Here is an 18,849-nt window from a genome sequence, read left to right as displayed (position 1 = left end):
GTCGGATGGCCCTTCGACAGGCTCAGGGGCCGGGTGCAGGAACTGGGTGTGGGCGCAGGGAACGCGTCTGCGCGTGGATCAGTGGAACTGTTGTTCCTCGGTCGACCCGGCGAGGGCGAGGGTGGCGCTGCCGGGGTTGAGGGCGGTCGCGACCAGGTCGAAGTAGCCGGTACCGACTTCTCGCTGGTGCTTGGTGGCGGTGTAGCCGCTGGCTTCTGCGGCGAACTCGGCTTCCTGGAGGTCGACGTAGGCGCTCATCGCCCGCTCCCGGTAGTCGCTCGCCAGGGCGAACATCGAGTGGTTCAACGCGTGGAAGCCGGCGAGGGTGATGAACTGGAACGCGTATCCCATGGCGGCGAGTTCGCGCTGGAAGGATGCGATCTGCGCATCGTCGAGGTGCGACTTCCAGTTGAACGACGGCGAACAGTTGTAGGCGAGCAGCTTGCCCGGGAACCGCTCGCGGACGGCCTCGGCGAACCGCCGGGCGAGGTCGAGGTCGGGCTCGGCCGACTCGACCCAGAGCAGGTCGGCGTACTCCGCGTAGGCGAGGCCGCGCGCGAGCACCGGACCGATGCCGTTCTCCACCTCGTAGAAGCCCTCCGGGGTCCGGTTCCCGTTCAGGAACGGCAGATCGCGCTCGTCGATGTCGCTCGTGAGGAGCGTGGCGGCCAGCGCATCGGTGCGGGCGATGACGATGGTCGGGACGCCGGCGACGTCCGCCGCCAGCCGGGCCGCATTGAGGGTCCGGATGTGCTGGCTCGTCGGCACCAGCACCTTGCCGCCCATGTGGCCGCACTTCTTCTCAGCCGCGAGCTGGTCCTCCCAGTGGACGCCCGCGGCGCCGGCCTGGATCATGCCGGCCATGAGTTCGTAGGCGTTGAGCGGTCCACCGAAGCCCGCTTCGGCGTCGGCGACGATCGGCGCGAGCCAGTCGATCGCCTCGGGTCCCGGCGTCTCCCCGACGGCTCGCTCGGCGAAGTCGATCTGCTCGGCCCGGAGCAGCGCGTTGTTGATCCGCCGGACGACCGCCGGAACCGAGTTCGCCGGGTAGAGGCTCTGATCGGGGTAGGTCTGCCCGGAGAGGTTCGCGTCGGCGGCGACCTGCCAGCCGGAGAGGTAGATCGCCTGCAGGCCCGCCCGGACCTGCTGCACGGCCTGGTTGCCGGTCAGTGCGCCGAGTGCAGGAACCCACTCCTCGGTGTGGAGGAGGTTCCACAGCCGCTCCGCCCCTCGGCGGGCGAGCGTCGGTTCCTCCCGGACACCGCCGCGCAGGCGGACGACGTCCTCGGCGGTGTAGTCGCGGCGGACCCCGTCCCAGCGCGGGTCGGTGTCCCACTCGCGCTGCAGTTCCTCGGCCGTCTGCGTCTGGTCGCCGGCGCGGAGGGGCGTGCGGTGGTCGGTCGGTCGGGTGGCTTCGTTGCTCACGATGACTCCTGTGGTGTCGAGGTCGGTGGGGCGGGTCGTGCTGTGGGAACGATCCTGCGCTCGCCGTAACCCCGACGGACGTCATCCGTGGACAGAAGAACGGCCGACCTTCTGTTTGCCGGAACAACCGGCGCGTGTGAGCATGATCACCATGACCAGCACCGCCGCTGCTCCACCCGCCTCCGCCACCCCTGGTGACGGACCTGCTCCGCACGCGGACGCCCTCGTCCTCGGTCGCCGGATCCGCGATGCCCGGTCCCGTGCGGGCCTCACCCTCGACGAGCTCGCGCAGGCGATCGACCGCGCACCGTCGCAGGCGTCGGCGATCGAGAACGGGCATCGGGAGCCGAGCCTGTCGATGCTCCGCGTCATCGCCGCATCCCTCGGCACCACCGTCGACGACCTGCTCCGTGACGAACCGCCGAGCGACCGGGCCGCGCTCGAGATCGCCGTCGAGCGTGCCCAGCGGGGCCCCGTCTTCTCCGCCCTCGGAATCGCGCCCATCCGCGTCTCGAAAGGGACGGCGGACGAGACGCTGCGCACCGTGCTGGCGCTGCACGACGAGGTCGCCCGCCTGCATCGGGAGCGCGCGGCGACACCCGAGGAGGCGCGCCGGGCCAACGCGGTCCTCCGGGCTGACATGCGCGCGGCCGACAACCACTTTCCCGAGCTCGAGGCCGTCGCGAAGGGGCTGCTCGACGCCGTCGGCTACACCGGAGGGCCGGTCTCGCACCAGACGGTCGCGGAGATGGCACAGCACCTCGGGTTCTCACTCCACTACGTGGGCGACCTGCCGCACTCGACGCGTTCGGTCACCGACCGGCGCAACGGTCGGATCTACCTGCCGACCGAACCCTCGATGTCCCGTGACTCGCGTTCCCCCATCCTCCAGGCGTTCGCCAGTCACCTGTGCGGCCACGAGGAGCCGGGAAACTACGCGGACTTTCTGCGGCAGCGTGTCGAGACCAACTACCTGACGGCGGCCATCCTGCTGCCCGAGCGCGACGCAGTGCGCGTCCTCGGTGAGGCGAAGCAGCTCCGGCGCATCTCGATGGAGGACCTGCGCGACGCGTTCGCGGTGTCGTACGAGACCGCCGCGCACCGCTTCACGAACCTCGCGACGAGGCACCTCGGGCTCCCGGTGCACTTCATGAAAGTGCACGAGTCGGGGACGATCATCAAGGCGTACGAGAACGACGGGGTGACGTTCCCCTCCGACGTCCTCGGAGCCGTCGAGGGTTCGCTTGTCTGCCGCAACTGGACGGCCAGGACCGTCTTCGACGTCGAGGACCGCTTCAGTCCCTGGTATCAGTACACCGACATGGACACCGGCACCTTCTGGTGCACCTCGCGGATCGAGAAGGCCAAGGAGGGCGAGTACTCGGTCAGCGTCGGCGTCCCGTTCGCGCACGTGAAGTGGTTCCGCGGACGCGAGACGCCGCATCGGTCGACCTCGAACTGCCCCGACGAGCGATGCTGTCGTCGGGCGTCGCCGGCGCTCGCCGAACGGTGGGAGGGGAAGGCCTGGCCGGCGGCGCGGACGCCGACGAGTCTGCTGGCGGCGCTGCCGACCGGATCCTTCCCGGGGGTCGACTCCGTCGAGGTCTACGAGTTCCTCGAGTCGCACGCACCCCGAGCGGACTGAGGTGAGGCGACTCGTCGCTGCGCAGTGCGTCGAGCGACGAGGTGCCTCACCTCAGCGTGATCAGCTCGCGAGGCGCGGGTAGTCCGTGTAGCCCTCGGCGCCCGGGCCGTAGAAGGTGGCCGGGTTCGGCGTGTTCTCCTCGTGCTCGCCCGCCCAGCGCTCGACGAGGTCGGGGTTCGCGATGGCGAGACGCCCGACGGCGACGGCGTCGGCGTGCGCGTGCTCGACGAGGGCGATCGCCTCGTCGCGCGTCGTGACGGTGCCGAAGCCGCTGTTGACGATGAGCTTGCCGCCGAAGTGGCCACGGAGGTCCTGGACGAGCGCGCCGGCCGGGTCCTCGTGGAGGATGCTGACGTAGGCGAGTCCGAGCGGGGCCAGGGCGTCGAGCAGGGCCTCGTAGGTCGCGCGGACGTCGGCCTCGTCGGTCTCCGCCGTGTCGCCCGCACCGTTCATGGGGGAGATGCGGATGCCGACGCGCGCTGCACCGACCGCCTCGGCGACGGCGCTGACGACCTCGGCGACGTACGACGCGCGGGCCTCCGGGCTGCCTCCGGCGCGGTCGTCGCGCACGTTGGAGACGGGGGAGAGGAACTGGTGCAGCAGGTAGCCGTTCGCGGCGTGGAGCTCGACGCCGTCGAGCCCTGCCTCGATCGCGTAGCGAGCCGCCTGGACGAACTCCTCGCGGACCGTGTCGAGCTCCTCGGTGGTGAGCGCGTGCGGGACGGGGTACGGCTGGGCACCCGCGGGCGTCCGGACCTCGCCGGCGATGGCGATCGCGCTCGGCGCGACGATGCGGTCGGTGCCCGTGATGTCGGTGTGCGAGACCCGGCCGCCGTTCATGAGCTGCATGACGATGAGCCCGCCCGCACCGTGCACGGCCTTCGCGACGCCCCGCCATCCCTCGACCTGCTCGGGCGTGACGATCCCGGGCTGGCCCGGGTAGGAGCGCGACTCGGCGCTCGGGTAGGTGCCCTCCGTGATGATGAGCCCGAGTCCTGCGCGCTGGCTGTAGTGCTCGGCGACGAGGTCGCCGGGGACGCCGTCGGCTCCGGACCGCATGCGGGTGAGCGGGGCCATGACGACGCGGTTGGCGAGTTCGAGGTCGCCGAGTCGGACGGGGGCGAAGAGATCCATGCGGGTGATGCCTTTCGTGGGGGTGCGGCACGCGAAGGACGCGGCCTCCGGACGCAACCCGCAGGCGACCGCCGATATTCCGATGATGCTTCTGGACCTTGTGCATCTGGAATACTTCTTGCTACGCTCGCCTGGTGGTCGTCGGGCTCTGTCCCCGCAGCTCGCGACGAGCACGACCCGGTGTCGACGAATCCGAGGGGGAGGCGTCGGCACCGGGATCCCTCGTCGGTCACTCCCCGGATCTCCGTGGAATGCCTGCCAGGATACGAAGATGCCCGCCCCCAGATTCGGCCTCGTCGCCGATCTCCGTCGCCCGGAGTCCGGTGAACGCGCCGAACGCGTCACGTTCGTCGAGTTGTTCTTCGACCTCGTCTTCGTCTTCGCGCTCACCCAGCTGAGCAAGCTCATCGCCGACGACCAGAGCGTCACCGCCGCGCTCGAGTCGATCGTCCTCATCCTGGCGCTCTGGTGGTCCTGGGTGTCCACGAGCTGGGTGACGAACTGGCTCGATCCGGAACGGCTCGCGGTGCGACTCGCGCTCATCGGCTTCGGTCTGTTGGCGTTCGTCGCGGCGGTCTCGGTGTCGGCGTCGTTCACCGACCGGGCGTTGGCGTTCGCGGTCGCCTACGTCGTCCTCCAGCTCGTCCGGACGCTGTTCATGGTCGTCGCCACGTGGCGGCACGACCGCGAGGTGGCCCTGAGCTTCGCGCGGGTGCTCGTCTGGACCGCGTTCGCGGCGGTCTTCTGGATCGCCGGCGCGCTGGTGCCGGCCGACTGGCAACTGGCGTTCTGGATCTGCGCCGTCGCCGTCGAGTACGGCGGTGGGGCCCTCGGGTTCAGGTTGCCGGGTGTGCGGACCTCGGAGGTCGAGAGCTGGGAGCTCTCCGGTGCGCACCTCTCCGAGCGGGCGTCCCTCTTCATCATCATCGCGATCGGTGAGTCGCTGCTCGTCACCGGGTTCGCCTTCGTCGAACTGGAGACGTCGGTCGACGCCGTCGTCGGGATGCTGAGCGCCTTCGTCTCCGCCGTCGCGCTGTGGTGGTTGTACTTCCACCGCACGGAGGCGGCGGGACGCCGGGCGGTGGAGGCCGCCGAGGAGGAGGGCGACCGCGCCGACGGTGATGACGGCCGTCCCGGGCGACGGGGGCCGGGCCGCCTCGGACGCATCGCGCGCGACGGGTACAGCTACGCCCACGTCGTGATCGTCGCCGGAATCGTGCTCGTCTCAGTCGGGGACAAGGAGATCCTCGACCGACCGGCCCACGCCGTCGAACTCGCCGGGGGCGTCGTGATCCTCGGCGGACCGGTCCTCTACCTGCTCGGGCTGTCGCTGTTCCGGGTCGTCGTCGATCGCGCCGTCCCGCTCGCGCCGGTCATCGGCCTCGCGATGCTCGCGGGCTGCGCGGTCGTCGCGTTCCTCGCCCCGCAGCTCGGGGAACTCGTCCTCGGGTGTCTCTGCACGGTGGTGCTCGTCCTCGCCGCGATCGCCGACACTCTCCTCCCGGACCGGCGGGTCACTGCGGAGCGTCGGCCGGCTTGATCTGGGCGCCCTCGCGGTTCGGGCCAGTGTCGTAGCGGGCACCGCCCCGGTCGCTCGGCTGCGCCGCGAGCCAGATGAAGAAGAACCACCCGAAGATCGGGACCAGGTTGATGAGCTGCCACCAGCCGCTGTGGTCCGTGTCGTGCATGCGGCGTGCGTTCAGCGACAGCCCCGGGATGATCGTCGCGAGGCCCCAGATCCCCGACAGGACGCTCTGGACGCCCCAGGCGGGGCCTTCGGTGACCTGACCCTCCCAGAAACCGGCCGTCACCCCGGTCGCGACGTCGACGCCGCGACCGATCACCAGGAGTGCGGTGACGATGACGGCGTGGACGACCACCCACCACCAGAACTCGCTTCGGCTGGCCCGACCGGTGAAGATCGGATACCGCTTCCAGAAGCGGAGGAACGCTTGGATCGGGCTGGCGCCCGGGAGTGGGCTGTCGTCCGCGAACCGGGCCGGGATCCGGCGATCGTCCTCACGATCCGTCTCCGCCGCCTTCGCGGTCGTCGGGTGTTCGTCTGCGCTGCTCATCGGTCCCCCAGGGTCGAGTCGTCGTGCGTTCGAAGCAGCAACCCTACGCGAGCAAGCGCTCCGAGGGCAGGGGGAGATCGAGCCCTCACCGGCGCGACCTGTCGCTGGTTTTACAGCCGGGCGACCGTGCCGTACACTGGATGGAGGTAGTTGAAATCTGCCATGATTTTCTGCGCCTGTTTTCACCCGTGTGGTGAGGCAACGCTCAGGAGGTCAGGGTAGCTTCGACCCCTCCAGTGCGTCAGCACTGAAGGGCGGTGGCTCAATTGGTAGAGCAGCGGTCTCCAAAACCGCAGGTTGCAGGTTCAAGTCCTGTCCGCCCTGCGAGTCGGTGCGTATGCACCGGCACACGAAAGGTGTAACGAGTGGCCCCGAAGAGTACCGACACGCCCGGCGAGGACGTCGTCGTCAAGGCGAAGGCGGACCGTGCCGAACGGCGCGGCTTCTTCTCGGGCATCGTCCTGTTCCTGAAGCAGGTCTTCGCGGAACTCAAGAAGGTCGTCACGCCGACGCGGAAGGAACTCCTCAGCTACACGGCTGTGGTGCTCGTCTTCGTCTGCATCATGATGGCGCTCGTCTACGGCATCGACTTCGTCTTCGCCTGGGTCGTCACGCTGGTGTTCGGTACCGCGAGCTAGTTCCGCTCAGGTTCCGGTGCTCCGGTCCGGCACCCGGGTTCCACAATCACAGACGGCGACGCAGTCGTCACGCGCCAGGATCTGGCGCCGCGGTCGGGGATCACCCACGATCCGCACAACAGAAACGGAATGGAAATCAGTGTCTGAGCGAAACTCGAACGACGTCGACTGGGCAACCGCTGCCGAGCAGTCCTCGGAGGACGACGAGGCCCAGGAGGGCAACGTGCTCTCGGCCGACGAGCACTCCGTCGACCCCGCTGAGCACAACGCCGTCCACGTCGAGGAGACCGGCGACACCGAGGTCGACCTCGACGCCGTGCTCGACGCGATGGCCGAGGCCGTCGACCCCGAGGCCGACGCCGTCGTCGACGACGCCCTCGAGCTCGACGAGGTCGAAGCCGCGGCAGAGGCCATCGCCGAAGAAGAGGCAGACCCCACCGACGCCGAGCCCGCCGAGGAGACCGAAGAGGACCCCTACGACGCGTTCCGCAAGGAACTCCGCTTCCTGCCCGGCAAGTGGTACGTCATCCACTCCTACGCCGGTTTCGAGCGCAAGGTGAAGGCCAACATCGAGCAGCGCAAGTCGACGCTCGAGGTCGCGGACTACATCTACCAGGTCGAGGTCCCCATGGAAGACGTGGTCGAGATCAAGAACGGCCAGCGCAAGATGGTCACCCGCGTCCGCATCCCCGGCTACGTGCTCGTCCGCATGGACCTCAACGAGGACAGCTGGTCGGTCGTCCGCCACACGCCTGGCGTCACCGGCTTCGTCGGCAACGCGCACAACCCCACGCCGCTCCGCTTCGAAGAGTCCTTCAACATGTTGAAGTCGCTCGTCGAGGTCAAGGAGACCGCGCCCGTCAAGGGCTCCGGCACCAAGGGCACCGCCACGCAGCAGCGTGTCATCCCCGCCGAGGTCGACTTCGAGATCGGCGAGACCATCACGATCAAGGAAGGCTCGTTCGCGGGCCTCCCCGGCTCCATCAGCGAGATCAAGCCCGAGAGCGGCAAGCTCACGGTGCTCGTCTCCCTCTTCGAGCGCGAGACGCCGGTCGAGCTCAGCTTCGACCAGGTCACCAAGCTCTAAGCCGCACGGCTCCCCAGTCCACCGCCGCCCGACGGGCGCGCGGGAGAGCGCACATCATCCGATGGCGTTCGAACCCCAGAAGAAGGAAGAAACATGGCACCGAAGAAGAAGGTCACGGGTCTCATCAAGCTGCAGATCCAGGCCGGCGCCGCAAACCCTGCTCCCCCATCGGCCCCGCCCTTGGTCAGCACGGCGTCAACATCATGGAGTTCTGCAAGGCGTACAACGCGGCCACCGAGTCGCAGCGCGGCAACGTCATCCCCGTCGAGATCACCGTCTACGAGGACCGTTCGTTCACCTTCATCCTGAAGACCCCGCCCGCAGCGGAGCTCATCAAGAAGGCCGCCGGCGTCGCCAAGGGCTCCGGTACCCCGCACACCGTCAAGGTCGCGAAGCTCACCAAGGAGCAGGTTCGTCAGATCGCCGAGCAGAAGGCTCCCGACCTGAACTCGAACGACATCGACGCAGCCGCGAAGATCATCGCCGGCACCGCCCGCTCCATGGGCATCACGGTCGAGGGCTAGTCCTTCCGAACCGCACGGGGTGAGCCGTCCAGGCCACACCCTCGCACCTTTCTTTTTCACTCGTGGCAGCGCCGGCCAGGCGCCGATGACCACATTTCTCATAGGAGAACGCACATGGCACAGAAGTCGAAGGCCTACCGGGCCGCAGTCGAGAAGATCGAGGCTGACAAGTTCTACACCCCGAACGAGGCTGTCGCCCTCGCCAAGGAGACCGGTTCCGCCAAGTTCAACAGCACCGTCGAGGTCGCCCTCAAGCTCGGTGTCGACCCGCGCAAGGCGGACCAGATGGTCCGCGGCACGGTCATCCTCCCGCACGGCACGGGCAAGACCGCCCGCGTCATCGTCTTCGCGACGGGCCCGGCAGCAGAGGCCGCGATCGCGGCCGGTGCTGACGAGGTCGGCGGCGACGAGCTCATCGCGAAGGTCGCCGAGGGCTACACCTCGTTCGACTCCGCGGTCTCCACCCCGGAGCTCATGGGCAAGGTCGGTCGTCTCGGTAAGGTCCTCGGTCCCCGTGGCCTCATGCCGAACCCCAAGACCGGCACCGTGACGCCGGACGTGGCCAAGGCCGTGTCCGACATCAAGGGCGGCAAGATCGAGTTCCGCGTCGACAAGCACTCCAACGTGCACTTCGTCGTCGGCAAGGCCTCGTTCGACGCATCGCAGCTCGAGGAGAACATCAACACCGCGCTCGAGGAGATCCTCCGCCTCAAGCCGTCCTCCTCGAAGGGCCGTTACATCCAGAAGGGCGCCGTGTCGACCACGTTCGGCCCCGGCATCCCGCTGGACGTCAACTCCATCTAGTCTCACTAGCACGAAGGCCCGGTCGCGTCACGCGACCGGGCCTTCGTCGTCCGGCGCGGTCGCGTCGTACGATGCAGGGATGGTCTCCACCCGCACCGCCACGGCCGACGACGCCGCAACCCTCGCCACGCTCGCCGCAGCGACCTTCGCCCTCGCCTGCCCACCCGGCACCGCGCAGGAGCACATCGATGCGTTCATCGCCGAGCATCTCACCCTCGATCGGTTCACCGACCACCTGGCCGATCCCGGACGCGCGCTCCGGCTCCTGATCGACGACGATGACGGCACGGCCATCGGCTACACGATGCTCGTCTTCGGTGATCCGATCGACGCCGACGTGCTCGCCGCAGTCACGCGCCGCCCCACGGCGGAACTCAGCAAGCTGTACGTGCTCCCCGCGAGCCACGGTGCCGGCGGAGCGCGCACGCTCATGGAGGCGACCCTCGACGACGCCCGGTCCCGAGGTGTCACGTCGGTGTGGCTCGGGGTGAACCAGCAGAACGCCAGGGCGATCCGGTTCTACGGCAAGAGCGGGTTCGCGGTCGTGGGGACGAAGACGTTCCTTGTCGGACCCGAACGGCACGACGACTTCGTCATGGAGCAGGTCTTCGGGGACGCACTTCGACAGGCTCAGTGACCGGTCCTTTGGTCCCTGAGCCTGTCGAAGGGCGGTCCTCCGGCCCCTGAGCCTGTCGAAGGGCGGTCCTCCGGTCCCTGATCTTGTCGACGGGCAGGTGGACTCAGCCGTCGGCGACCTTGAGGACGATCTTGCCGCGGGAGTGCCCACCCTCGAGGAGCACGTGGGCCTGCCGGACGGCGTCGAGGTCGAACACCTGGTCGACGAACACCCGGACGTCCCCGGACTCCAGCAGCCTGCTGATGGTGTCGAGCGTTGCGCCGTCGGGGGCCACGGTGAACCGCGTCGCACGGACGCCCGCGGCGCGGGCCTCCTCCTCGAGCGTCGGCCAGGAACCGGTCGGCGCATTGATGATGAGCCCGCCAGGGCGCAGGACCCGCAGGGAACGCGACCCCGTGTCCTCCACGGTGTTGCCCACGAGGTCGATCACGACGTCGACCTGGTCGACGACGTCCTCGAACCGGTGCAACTCGTGGTCGACCGCCTGATGGGCGCCGAGTTCGCGCAGCCAACCGACGTTCCGACCGGAGCCGGTGGCGATCACCCGCGCGCCGAAGTAGGTGGCGAACTGCACGGCGAAATGCCCGACACCGCCGCTCCCGGCGTGGATGAGGATGCGCTGCCCCTCGTGCGCCTTCGCGACGTCGACGACCATGCCCCACGCGGTGAGCGCGGCGAGGGGGACCCCGGCTGCCTCGACGTGCGACAGTGTCGTCGGCTTCCGTGTCAGGCTCAGGGAGGACACCGTGACGTACTCGGCGTAGCTGCCGCCCGTCCGCGGGAAGCTCGTCATGCCGTAGACCTCGTCGCCGGGCAGGAGGCCAGCGGCAGCGAAGGGCGACTCGACCACGATGCCGCTGAAGTCGTACCCGAGGACGGCCGGCATCGCCGTGATGGCGGAGGAGACGCCCCGGCCCGCGCGGGTCTTGGCGTCGACCGGGTTCACGCCGGCCGCGACGACCTTCACGAGGAACTCCGCCATGACCGGACGCGGTGTCGGTACGGTCTCCATCCGGAGGACCTCGGGGCTGCCGACGGCGTCGATCACCGCGGCTCGCATGGTCTCCGGTGCCGGCTTCACCGCGTCCGCGGTTGTCGCCAGAGACCAGGAGTGTCCGACTCCTTGACGCATCGAGTACTCCTTCGTCGTTCATCCCCCGAAAGCTCCACCCGGCGGAGGTCGGCTCGGCGACGAGTCTCGCTCCGGTGCGTGGTCCGGCTCTGTTCTCATCAAAGCCGTCGAATGAGTCGGCGCTGTTACGGGGGTGTCAATTGGCTGGAAACGATTCCCTCTCTTCGGGGGACACGGCGGCCCGGCTGTCGCCCGATCCTCGGGCGCGAGCTTCCGATACAGTGGCGCAATGCGCGCACTGTTCGGAGTCATCAGGATCATCGCGGGCGGGGTGATCATCGCCGCCATCGTCGGCCAGTTCGTCTACACCCTGTCCTTCGGTGATGCGCCCGACGACTTCTTCGTCAACTTCTTCAGCTACTTCACGATCCTGTCGAACGCGCTGAGTGCGATCGTCCTGTTGGTCGGCGCCGGATACTGCTTCCGGCTGCGACGCGATCCGGCCTGGTACAACCTCGTCCTCGGCTGCGTCGTGACCTACATGGCGACCACCGGCGTCGTCTACAACCTGCTGCTCCGCGGGATCGCCCTCGACCAGGGGCACACCCTCGGTTGGTCGAACGAGGTGCTGCACCTCATCGCACCGATCTACCTGGTGCTCGTCTGGATCGTGACGCCCGGCAAGTCCCGCCTGGAATGGCGTCAGGTGTGGGCGATCATCGCGTTCCCGCTCGTCTGGACCGTCTACACGATGATCCGCGGATCGATCGTCGGCTGGTACCCGTACCCGTTCCTCAACCCGGCCCAGCCCGGCGGCTGGGGAGCCGTCGTCGTCTACATGATCGCCATCGCCGGGTTCATCGGCCTGATGGGCTGCGCCGTCATCGCGTTGAGCCGGACGAGGCTCATCCGCGGATGACGGGTGCCACACCAGACCAGCGGGTCCCTCGCCCCTCGGCCGTCCGTCGGCGCCGATCCGTCGCCCTCGGGCTCGCGATCATCGGTGGCGTGCTCGTCGTGGTCGCCACGGTCATGATCTGGGCCGCGCGGCTCAGTCTCGGCAAGAACAGCTACGTGAGCGGCCTCGGCGCCACCGGTGAGGTGACGGCTCCGGTCTTCAACGCCGCGCTGCTCATGGTCGCGGTCGGTGGTCTCAGCATCGCCGTAGCGCTGCAGCGAGTCGTCCCGTCCCGCGAGCCCCGTCAGCGCCGCACGAGGGTTGGACTGCTGCTCGTCCCGTGGCTGCTCGTGGGCCTGTCGAGCCTGTGCTTCCTCGTGGCGTCCCGGGTGACGTGCACCTACGAGTGCCCGATCCCGTCGAATCCGCTGTTCACGCTCCAGGACGCGGTGCACATCTCCTTCGCGGTGCTGGGCTTCGCGCTCGCCTGCCTGGCGATGATCGGGTCGGCCCTCGGATCACGGCTGCGCGCCGTCCGACGATTGTCCTGGTTCGCCGGGTCCGCCGTCGCGGTGGTCGCGGGGCTCGGCGGCCTCCTCTCACTCGCCGAGGTCGGGCAGCAGGTCGGCAGTTGGCTGGAGTTCGCGGCGATGACCATCGCCCTGTTCTGGCTCGTCGGGTACGGCCTGGCGGAGGTGCTCGCCGTCGGGAAAGCGGACGACGTCGGAGCCCCTGGTTCCGCAGTGGAGGACGCGCGTCAGGTCGACGCGGCGTCGAGCGCCCGAAGCTGAGTCATCGCATCGATCGCCGGTGCGGACAGGGCGTCGCGCAGCACCATGATCGCCGCCCCCAACACCCCGGCCTCCTCGCCGGCCGTCGAGGTGACGATGCCGAGGTGGCCCGTGGCGAGCGGCATCGATCGACGGTAGACCACTTCGCGGACGCCGGTGAGGAGATGTTCACCCGCCCGGGTCATCGTCCCGCCGAGCACGATCACCGTCGGGTTCAGGAGGTTCACCACGACACTGAGCACTTCACCGATCTCTCGGCCGGCCTGCCGCGTGGTCTCGATGGCCGTCCGGTCGCCCCCGCGGATGAGTGCTGCGACGTCGCGACTGCTGACGGCGTCGATCCCGCGGGCGCGGAGCTCGGTGGCGATCGCCGGCCCGCTCGCGATGGCCTCGAGGTCGCGCTCGTCGTCCGCTGCGCGCGGGGAGTCCCGGCCGACGGGGACCTGCACGTGCCCGATGTCGCCGGCCGCACCGAGTGCCCCGCGCTGCAGCTCGCCACCCGCGATGATGCCGGCACCGATACCCGTGGACACCTTCACGTAGACGAGGTCGTCGGTGTCCGGCCAGGAGATCGCGTGCTCGCCGAGCGCGAGGACGTTGACGTCGTTGTCGACGAGGACCGGGACGTCGATGGTCCGTCGGATGTAGGCGGGGACGTCGAAGCGGTCCCAGCCCGGCATGATCGGCGGGTTGGTCGGCCGTCCGGTGGAGTGCTCGACCGGCCCCGGGAGGCCGATCCCGATCCCGATGACCGGGGGAGCGACCGGCTGGGGTGTGGCCCAGGTCTGCGGAGCGGCCAGCAGGGCCGACGCCGCTTCGACCACCCAGTCGAGGACGGGCTCGGGTCCTGCGGCGATCTGCAGCTCCGCTCGGCTCGTCGCGAGGATCGCTCCGGCCAGGTCGGTGACGGCCACCGTCCCGTGTGTCGCCCCGAGGTCGACGGCGACGACGACGCGCGCGAGCGGGTTGAACGCGATCCGTGCGGGCGGGCGACCGCCCGAGGACGCGGCCTCTCCGGCGGGACGGAGCAGGTCCGCCGCCACGAGGGCGTCGATGCGGAGGGAGACGGTGGAGCGGGCCAGGCCGGTCAGTGCGCACAACTCCGACTTCGTGCGCGCCTCACCGCCGCGGAAGAGCTGGAAGAGGTCGCCGGCGCCCGGTGCTCCGGGGGAGGGGCGTAGCGGCTCGGTCATGGCGACAGTCAACCACCTCGGCCGACTTCTGTCGACTTGTCGTCAGAAGTCGAGGCTCAGCAACGGTTCCCGGAGCTGCCGAGTGACGGGTGCGGGCTCCGGGAGGACCGGGCGCCGGGCGGCCGGATTGGTGCGGTGGTACAGCTCGTCGATGAGTGCGTTCGCGAGGCCGACCAGCTTCGCGATCTCGGCGTCGTCGCGCTCGACCCACCGACAGAGCGGTTCGTCGTCGATGGGGACGAAGTCCTTGTGCTCCTCCCAGACCACGAGCGTCCGCTCCGCGCCGATCACGTACTGCTGCCACCACACCTGACGCAGGTAGTTGCGAGGGATCGAGCGCCAGGACTTCGTCGTGGTCTTGATCTCCGCGAGTACGACGGCCCCGCGCTCGGTCACGGCGATGCCGTCGGGGGTGGCGAGGTGGCGGTGTTCGACCTCGGCCCGGAAGAGCGCCGACGAGGGGTTGATCCCGTGCGTCGCGGCAACCCACCGGGCGATCTCCGGCTCGCGGGCGCGTCCGTGGTCGGTGAAGGCGTTGCCCGAGAAGCCCGTCCCGCCGAGCTTCGCGTCGGCCGCCCGCTGGATCGAGGCCGGGGTCGACAGGGTGGCGACGTCGGTGGCGGTGATCCCGCGCGAACGAGCCCGCAACCACGAGATGCGGTCGCTGGAGTCAGCGACGATCCGGGAGAGCAGAGCTGAGTTCACCTCTCCATTGTCCCCCACGCTTCAGACTCCTGCGGTATTCGTCGCCGGGGGAGCGGCGACAGGTGGAAGACTTTTGTTTGACCACCGACAGAAGTGTGGTTAGCCTGGATCTCGCAGCAGCGGCTGCCGGACACCATCATCATTGAGGAGCATCGTGTCGACTTCCCAACTCTCTGTCCAGCTCTACTCGGTACGGGAGCCGCTCACCGCGGATCGTGCCGCAGCGCTGCAGCGCCTGACCGAGATCGGGTTCCGCCAGGCCGAGCCGTTCGGCTTCGGTCCCGGCGTCAGCCTGCAGGACATCCACGATGCCGGCCTCGCCACGCCGAGCGCACACGGCAAGGTCATCGCCGACGACATCGACCTGTCGGCGGCCTTCGCCGCGGCGGCGGAGCAGGGCGTGCAGGTCCTCATCGATCCCGCCATCGCCGAAGAGCGCTTCGCCACGGCCGAGACGGTCGCGTCGATCGCCGACGAGCTGAACGCCGCGGCAGCGGTCGCCGCCGGTCACGGGGTCCAGGTGGGCTACCACAACCACTGGTGGGAGCTCGAGGGCGACGTCGCGGGCACCAGCCCGCTCGAGCACCTCGCCGCACTCACCGACCCGGCCGTCGTCTTCGAGGTCGACACCTACTGGGTCGAGGTCGGCGGACGCCGCGCGGTCGACGTCCTCGGCGCGCTCGGCGATCGCGTGCGCTTCATCCACGTCAAGGACGGCGACGCCTCCCGCGACACGCTGAAGCAGCTGCCCGCGGGTGCCGGGGTCGTCCCGGTGCTCGACATCCTCGCTGCGGCACCGCAGGCCCTGCGCGTCGTCGAGTTCGACGCGTTCGACGGCGACATCTTCCAGGGGCTCGAGCAGAGCTTCACGTACCTCACCACGAACGGAGTCCAGGCATGAGCAACAGCACCGGAACGGTCGGTGTCGGCCTCATCGGCGCCGGCGTCATCAGCGACCAGTACCTCAGCAACCTGGTCACCTTCCCCGACCTCGACGTCCGGTTCGTCGCGGACCTCGACCTCGAGCGGGCGAAGACACAGGCCGAGAAGTACGGGGTGCCCGGCCACGGCTCGGTCGCCGAACTCCTGGCCGACCCCGAGATCGAGATCGTCGTCAACCTGACCATCCCGAAGGTCCACGTCGAGGTCGCCATGCAGATCCTCGACGCCGGCAAGCACGTGTGGAGCGAGAAGCCCTTCGCGCTCGACCGTGAGAGCGGGCAGGCTCTGCTGGCCGCCGCGACGGAGAAGGGGCTCCGCGTCGCCACGGCTCCGGACACCTTCCTCGGCGCCGGCATCCAGTCCGCCCGCCGACTCGTCGAGGCCGGGGGCATCGGCCAGCCCCTCACCGCGCTGACCCTCATGCAGAGCCCCGGCCCGGAGTCGTGGCACCCGAACCCCGACTTCCTGTTCCAGGACGGCGCCGGTCCGCTCTTCGACATCGGCCCGTACTACATCACGGCGCTCGTGCAGCTGTTCGGTCCGATCGCCCGCGTCACCGCGCTGGCCTCGCAGGCCTTCCCGCAGCGGACGATCGGATCCGGCCCGCGCGCCGGTCAGTCGTTCGACGTGACGGTGCCGACGCACGTGAGCGCCCTCTTCGAGTTCGAGAGCGGCCAGCTCGCGCAGAGCGTCTTCAGCTTCGACTCCAAGCTCGGCCGCACGCAGTTCGAGGTCGCCGGCTCGACCGGCACGCTCGTCGTCCCCGACCCGAACACCTTCGAGGGCGACCTGCTCGTCTACGGCGGTGGCGAGGAGCCCGAGTCGATCCCGTCGACCGGTCCGACGCAGGGTCGCGGAACCGGGGTGGTCGAGCTCGCCCAGGCGATCCGCGCCGGTCGTCCCGAGCGCGCCTCCGGTGAGCTCGCGTACCACGTGCTCGACGTCATGGTCTCGACGGCCGAGTCGGGCCTGAGCCGCACCTCGGTCGACGTCGTCAGCACCGTGGAACTCGCTCCCGCACTGCCAGAGTCGTGGACGCCGGCGGACGGCACCTTCGGAGCATGACCGTGGCCGGTCCCGGTATCGCGGTGGTGGGCGGTGGCTTCATGGCCACCGTCCACAGCCGGGCGGCCCGCGCGGCGGGTGCCCGGCTGGTCGGTGTCGTCGCCTCGACGCCTGAACGCTCGCGGGAGGTCGCCGCGAACCTCGGGTTCGAGCGCGGGTACGGCTCGCTCGACGAGTTGCTGGCCGACCCCTCGGTCGACGTGGTGCACGTCTGCACGCCGAACGCGCTCCACGCCGAGCAGGCACTCGCGGCCATCGCGGTCGGCAAGCACGTCGTCTGTGAGAAACCCCTCGCGACCGACGCCGCGACCGCCGAGCGTCTCGTCGCCGCCGCGGCCGAGGCCGGTGTCGTCGGCACGGTGCCGTTCGTGTACCGCTTCCACCCGCTCGTCCGGGAGGCCCGCGCGCGTGTCGCCGCCGGCGACCTCGGGACCCTGCTCACGATCAGCGGCTCGTACCTCCAGGACTGGTTGCTCGCGCAGGCCGACGACAACTGGCGGGTCGACTCGGCGGCCGGGGGCCGTTCGCGCGCCTTCGCCGACATCGGTTCGCACCTCGTCGACCTCCTGGAGTTCATCACGGGCGCGCGCATCACCGAGCTGAGTTCGACGGTCCGCACCTTCTTCGCCGAACGCGCGAACACCCCGGAGGTCACGACCGAGGACGCGGCCGCGGTCGTCATCCGGCTCGAGGGCGGCGCCATCGGCACGCTGCTCGTCTCGCAGGTCGCGCCCGGTCGGAAGAACCGGCTGCACCTCGAGGTCGCCGGGACCGAGCTCAGCATCGGCTTCGATCAGGAAGCGCCCGAGACGCTCTGGCTCGGGCGTCGTTCGGGAACGCAGATGTTGCCGCGCGACGCCGACCAGCTGCACCCGGACGCCGCTCGGCTGTCCATCGTCCCCTCGGGGCACCCGATGGGCTACCAGGACGCCTTCAACGCGTTCGTGGCCGACAGCTACGCGGCGATGGCCGGGCAAGTCCCAGACGGGCTGCCCGTCTTCGCGGACGGCCTGCGAGCCGCCCGCATCACCGAGGCGGTCCTGGACGCCGCCGACTCCGGCGATTGGACTCCGGTCGCCACCTCCACCGATGACGAGCAGAGGATCAGCGCATGACCGACACCACCGACAAGCAGTACGCCAGCCGCCTCCCGGTGACCCTGTTCACCGGACAGTGGGCGGATCTCCCCTTCGAAGAGGTCGCCCGCCTCGCTGCCTCCTGGGGCTACGACGGTCTCGAGATCGCGGCCTCGGGCGACCACCTCGACCTGAAGCGCGCGGATGAGGACGACGCCTACCTGCAGTCCCGCCTCGACATCCTCGACCGGCACGGCCTCGAGGTCTTCGCGATCTCGAACCACCTCACCGGCCAGGCCGTGTGCGACGACCCGATCGACTTCCGCCACCAGGCGATCGTGCGCGACTACACGTGGGGCGACGGCGACGCGGAGGGGGTGCGTCAGCGCGCGGCCGAGGACATGAAGCGGTCCGCGCGGGTCGCGCGCAAGCTCGGCGTCGACACGGTCGTCGGCTTCACCGGGTCGAAGATCTGGCAGTACTCCGCGATGTTCCCGCCGGTGCCGGCCTCCGTCATCGACGCCGGGTACGAGGACTTCGCGACCCGCTGGAACCCGATCCTCGACGTCTTCGACGCCGAAGGGGTCCGCTTCGCCCACGAGGTGCACCCGTCCGAGATCGCCTACGACTACTGGACGAGTGTCCGCACCCTCGAGGCGATCGACCACCGCCCGGCGTTCGGTTTCAACTGGGACCCGTCGCACATGATGTGGCAGGGCGTCGACCCGGTCGGGTTCATCGTCGAGTTCGCGAACCGGATCTACCACGTCGACTGCAAGGACACCCGGATCCGGCCGGCCACCGGTCACGCCGGCATCGTCGGCTCGCACCTGCCCTGGGGCGACCCGCGGCGCGGCTGGGACTTCGTGTCGACCGGTCACGGCGACGTGCCGTGGGAGGACGCCTTCCGTGCCCTGTCGAGCATCGGCTACGCCGGGCCGATCTCCATCGAGTGGGAGGACGCCGGCATGGACCGTCTGCACGGTGCCGAGGAGGCCGTCGGGTACATCCGGAACCTGCTCTGGAAGCTGCCCGAGCAGTCCTTCGACGCGGCGTTCAGCACCCAGTAGCCCCGGTCCCTGAGCCGCTTCTTCGGTCCCTCAGCTGTTCCTCCGGTCCCTGAGCTGCTCCTCCGGTC

18 protein-coding genes, 1 tRNA gene and 1 pseudogene are annotated in these 18,849 nt (G+C 69.4%); 14 read left to right on the top strand and 6 right to left on the bottom strand.

Going from position 1 to position 18,849, the window contains the following annotated elements; all coding sequences use genetic code 11:
* Positions 1-78: 78 nt before the first annotated feature.
* Complete coding sequence (gene aceA, locus FGL15_RS04865; protein WP_138945168.1) at positions 79-1,425, bottom strand: isocitrate lyase; 1,347 nt, start codon at positions 1,423-1,425, stop codon at positions 79-81.
* 151 nt (positions 1,426-1,576) lie between these two features.
* Between aceA and FGL15_RS04860 the strand changes: the two genes are divergently transcribed.
* Complete coding sequence (locus FGL15_RS04860; protein ID WP_138945167.1) at positions 1,577-3,070, top strand: helix-turn-helix transcriptional regulator; 1,494 nt, start codon at positions 1,577-1,579, stop codon at positions 3,068-3,070.
* A 60-nt stretch (positions 3,071-3,130) separates the two neighbouring features.
* On the opposite strand, the gene FGL15_RS04855 is transcribed toward FGL15_RS04860, so the two are convergent.
* Positions 3,131-4,204 carry an alkene reductase gene (locus FGL15_RS04855; protein ID WP_138945166.1) on the bottom strand — a complete coding sequence of 358 codons (1,074 nt, stop codon included), beginning with the start codon at positions 4,202-4,204 and terminating at the stop codon, positions 3,131-3,133.
* A 271-nt stretch (positions 4,205-4,475) separates the two neighbouring features.
* Here FGL15_RS04855 and FGL15_RS04850 point away from each other — a divergent pair, with 271 nt between their 5' ends.
* Positions 4,476-5,744 (top strand): low temperature requirement protein A, encoded by a 1,269-nt coding sequence (locus FGL15_RS04850; protein ID WP_168223317.1) that lies wholly within the window; start codon positions 4,476-4,478, stop codon positions 5,742-5,744.
* On the opposite strand, the gene FGL15_RS04845 is transcribed toward FGL15_RS04850, so the two are convergent.
* On the bottom strand, positions 5,719-6,279 hold the full coding sequence (locus FGL15_RS04845) for a DUF805 domain-containing protein (protein WP_138945164.1): 561 nt from the start codon (positions 6,277-6,279) through the stop codon (positions 5,719-5,721). The two genes, FGL15_RS04850 and FGL15_RS04845, sit on opposite strands and share 26 nt — an antisense overlap.
* Before the next feature lie 251 nt (positions 6,280-6,530).
* On the opposite strand from FGL15_RS04845, the gene FGL15_RS04840 reads away from it, so the two are divergent.
* The 6 genes and pseudogenes from FGL15_RS04840 to FGL15_RS04815 all read left to right on the top strand — a co-directional run bounded on the left by FGL15_RS04840 (position 6,531) and on the right by FGL15_RS04815 (position 9,969).
* Positions 6,531-6,603, top strand: a tRNA-Trp gene (locus FGL15_RS04840).
* Between the two features lie 41 nt (positions 6,604-6,644).
* Complete coding sequence (gene secE / locus FGL15_RS04835) at positions 6,645-6,917, top strand: preprotein translocase subunit SecE (protein ID WP_079706702.1); 273 nt, start codon at positions 6,645-6,647, stop codon at positions 6,915-6,917.
* 139 nt (positions 6,918-7,056) lie between these two features.
* Positions 7,057-8,004: a transcription termination/antitermination protein NusG gene (gene nusG, locus FGL15_RS04830; protein ID WP_138945163.1), complete on the top strand. Its 948-nt coding sequence runs from the start codon at positions 7,057-7,059 to the stop codon at positions 8,002-8,004.
* Between the two features lie 93 nt (positions 8,005-8,097).
* Positions 8,098-8,528 (top strand): annotated as a pseudogene (gene rplK / locus FGL15_RS04825) (50S ribosomal protein L11).
* A 114-nt stretch (positions 8,529-8,642) separates the two neighbouring features.
* The gene (gene rplA / locus FGL15_RS04820) at positions 8,643-9,332 is read left to right on the top strand and encodes a 50S ribosomal protein L1 (RefSeq protein WP_085512798.1); all 690 of its coding nucleotides are present in this window, start codon (positions 8,643-8,645) and stop codon (positions 9,330-9,332) included.
* Positions 9,333-9,411: 79 nt separating this feature from the next.
* On the top strand, positions 9,412-9,969 hold the full coding sequence (locus FGL15_RS04815) for a GNAT family N-acetyltransferase (RefSeq protein WP_138945162.1): 558 nt from the start codon (positions 9,412-9,414) through the stop codon (positions 9,967-9,969).
* Positions 9,970-10,072: 103 nt separating this feature from the next.
* Here FGL15_RS04815 and FGL15_RS04810 read toward each other — a convergent pair whose 3' ends face one another.
* Positions 10,073-11,029, bottom strand: a complete 957-nt coding sequence (locus FGL15_RS04810; protein WP_138947202.1) for an NADP-dependent oxidoreductase — start codon at positions 11,027-11,029, stop codon at positions 10,073-10,075.
* 301 nt (positions 11,030-11,330) lie between these two features.
* Between FGL15_RS04810 and FGL15_RS20215 the strand changes: the two genes are divergently transcribed.
* Positions 11,331-11,960: a Pr6Pr family membrane protein gene (locus tag FGL15_RS20215; RefSeq protein WP_064294549.1), complete on the top strand. Its 630-nt coding sequence runs from the start codon at positions 11,331-11,333 to the stop codon at positions 11,958-11,960.
* Positions 11,957-12,730, top strand: coding sequence for a DUF998 domain-containing protein (locus FGL15_RS04805; RefSeq protein ID WP_168223316.1), 774 nt, complete (start codon positions 11,957-11,959; stop codon positions 12,728-12,730). Before FGL15_RS20215 ends, FGL15_RS04805 begins: the two co-directional genes overlap by 4 nt.
* On the opposite strand, the gene FGL15_RS04800 is transcribed toward FGL15_RS04805, so the two are convergent.
* On the bottom strand, positions 12,697-13,923 hold the full coding sequence (locus tag FGL15_RS04800; RefSeq protein WP_138945160.1) for an ROK family transcriptional regulator: 1,227 nt from the start codon (positions 13,921-13,923) through the stop codon (positions 12,697-12,699). The two genes, FGL15_RS04805 and FGL15_RS04800, sit on opposite strands and share 34 nt — an antisense overlap.
* Before the next feature lie 42 nt (positions 13,924-13,965).
* Positions 13,966-14,628, bottom strand: a complete 663-nt coding sequence (locus FGL15_RS04795) for a YqaJ viral recombinase family protein (protein WP_138945159.1) — start codon at positions 14,626-14,628, stop codon at positions 13,966-13,968.
* A gap of 154 nt (positions 14,629-14,782) precedes the next feature.
* Here FGL15_RS04795 and FGL15_RS04790 point away from each other — a divergent pair, with 154 nt between their 5' ends.
* From FGL15_RS04790 to FGL15_RS04775, 4 genes are read left to right on the top strand one after another with little or no spacing between them, the layout of a single operon-like run.
* Positions 14,783-15,529 carry a sugar phosphate isomerase/epimerase gene (locus tag FGL15_RS04790; protein ID WP_138945158.1) on the top strand — a complete coding sequence of 249 codons (747 nt, stop codon included), beginning with the start codon at positions 14,783-14,785 and terminating at the stop codon, positions 15,527-15,529.
* Positions 15,526-16,635: a Gfo/Idh/MocA family protein gene (locus FGL15_RS04785; protein WP_138945157.1), complete on the top strand. Its 1,110-nt coding sequence runs from the start codon at positions 15,526-15,528 to the stop codon at positions 16,633-16,635. Before FGL15_RS04790 ends, FGL15_RS04785 begins: the two co-directional genes overlap by 4 nt.
* Positions 16,632-17,750 carry a Gfo/Idh/MocA family protein gene (locus FGL15_RS04780; RefSeq protein WP_138945156.1) on the top strand — a complete coding sequence of 373 codons (1,119 nt, stop codon included), beginning with the start codon at positions 16,632-16,634 and terminating at the stop codon, positions 17,748-17,750. Before FGL15_RS04785 ends, FGL15_RS04780 begins: the two co-directional genes overlap by 4 nt.
* The gene (locus FGL15_RS04775) at positions 17,747-18,781 is read left to right on the top strand and encodes a sugar phosphate isomerase/epimerase (RefSeq protein ID WP_064294543.1); all 1,035 of its coding nucleotides are present in this window, start codon (positions 17,747-17,749) and stop codon (positions 18,779-18,781) included. The genes FGL15_RS04780 and FGL15_RS04775 overlap by 4 nt, the downstream gene beginning before the upstream one ends.
* The last annotated feature ends 68 nt before the right edge of the window (positions 18,782-18,849 follow it).

Source organism: Plantibacter sp. M259 (genome assembly GCF_006065115.1).
In the GTDB taxonomy this organism is placed as follows: Bacteria; Actinomycetota; Actinomycetes; order Actinomycetales; family Microbacteriaceae; genus Plantibacter; species Plantibacter auratus.
This window is presented reverse-complemented; position numbering and strand designations above follow the sequence as displayed.

Excerpts from the sequence above, each read along its gene's own strand:
- FGL15_RS04860 (WP_138945167.1), top strand. The coding sequence starts at position 1,577 with ATGACCAGCACCGCCGCTGCTCCACCCGCCTCCGCCACCCCTGGTGAC.
- FGL15_RS04855 (WP_138945166.1), bottom strand. The coding sequence starts at position 4,204 with ATGGATCTCTTCGCCCCCGTCCGACTCGGCGACCTCGAACTCGCCAAC.
- FGL15_RS04850 (WP_168223317.1), top strand. The coding sequence starts at position 4,476 with ATGCCCGCCCCCAGATTCGGCCTCGTCGCCGATCTCCGTCGCCCGGAG.
- FGL15_RS04845 (WP_138945164.1), bottom strand. The coding sequence starts at position 6,279 with ATGAGCAGCGCAGACGAACACCCGACGACCGCGAAGGCGGCGGAGACG.
- rplA (WP_085512798.1), top strand. The coding sequence starts at position 8,643 with ATGGCACAGAAGTCGAAGGCCTACCGGGCCGCAGTCGAGAAGATCGAG.
- FGL15_RS04815 (WP_138945162.1), top strand. The coding sequence starts at position 9,412 with ATGGTCTCCACCCGCACCGCCACGGCCGACGACGCCGCAACCCTCGCC.
- FGL15_RS04810 (WP_138947202.1), bottom strand. The coding sequence starts at position 11,029 with ATGCGAGCCGCGGTGATCGACGCCGTCGGCAGCCCCGAGGTCCTCCGG.
- FGL15_RS20215 (WP_064294549.1), top strand. The coding sequence starts at position 11,331 with ATGCGCGCACTGTTCGGAGTCATCAGGATCATCGCGGGCGGGGTGATC.
- FGL15_RS04805 (WP_168223316.1), top strand. The coding sequence starts at position 11,957 with ATGACGGGTGCCACACCAGACCAGCGGGTCCCTCGCCCCTCGGCCGTC.
- FGL15_RS04800 (WP_138945160.1), bottom strand. The coding sequence starts at position 13,923 with ATGACCGAGCCGCTACGCCCCTCCCCCGGAGCACCGGGCGCCGGCGAC.
- FGL15_RS04785 (WP_138945157.1), top strand. The coding sequence starts at position 15,526 with ATGAGCAACAGCACCGGAACGGTCGGTGTCGGCCTCATCGGCGCCGGC.
- FGL15_RS04780 (WP_138945156.1), top strand. The coding sequence starts at position 16,632 with ATGACCGTGGCCGGTCCCGGTATCGCGGTGGTGGGCGGTGGCTTCATG.
- FGL15_RS04775 (WP_064294543.1), top strand. The coding sequence starts at position 17,747 with ATGACCGACACCACCGACAAGCAGTACGCCAGCCGCCTCCCGGTGACC.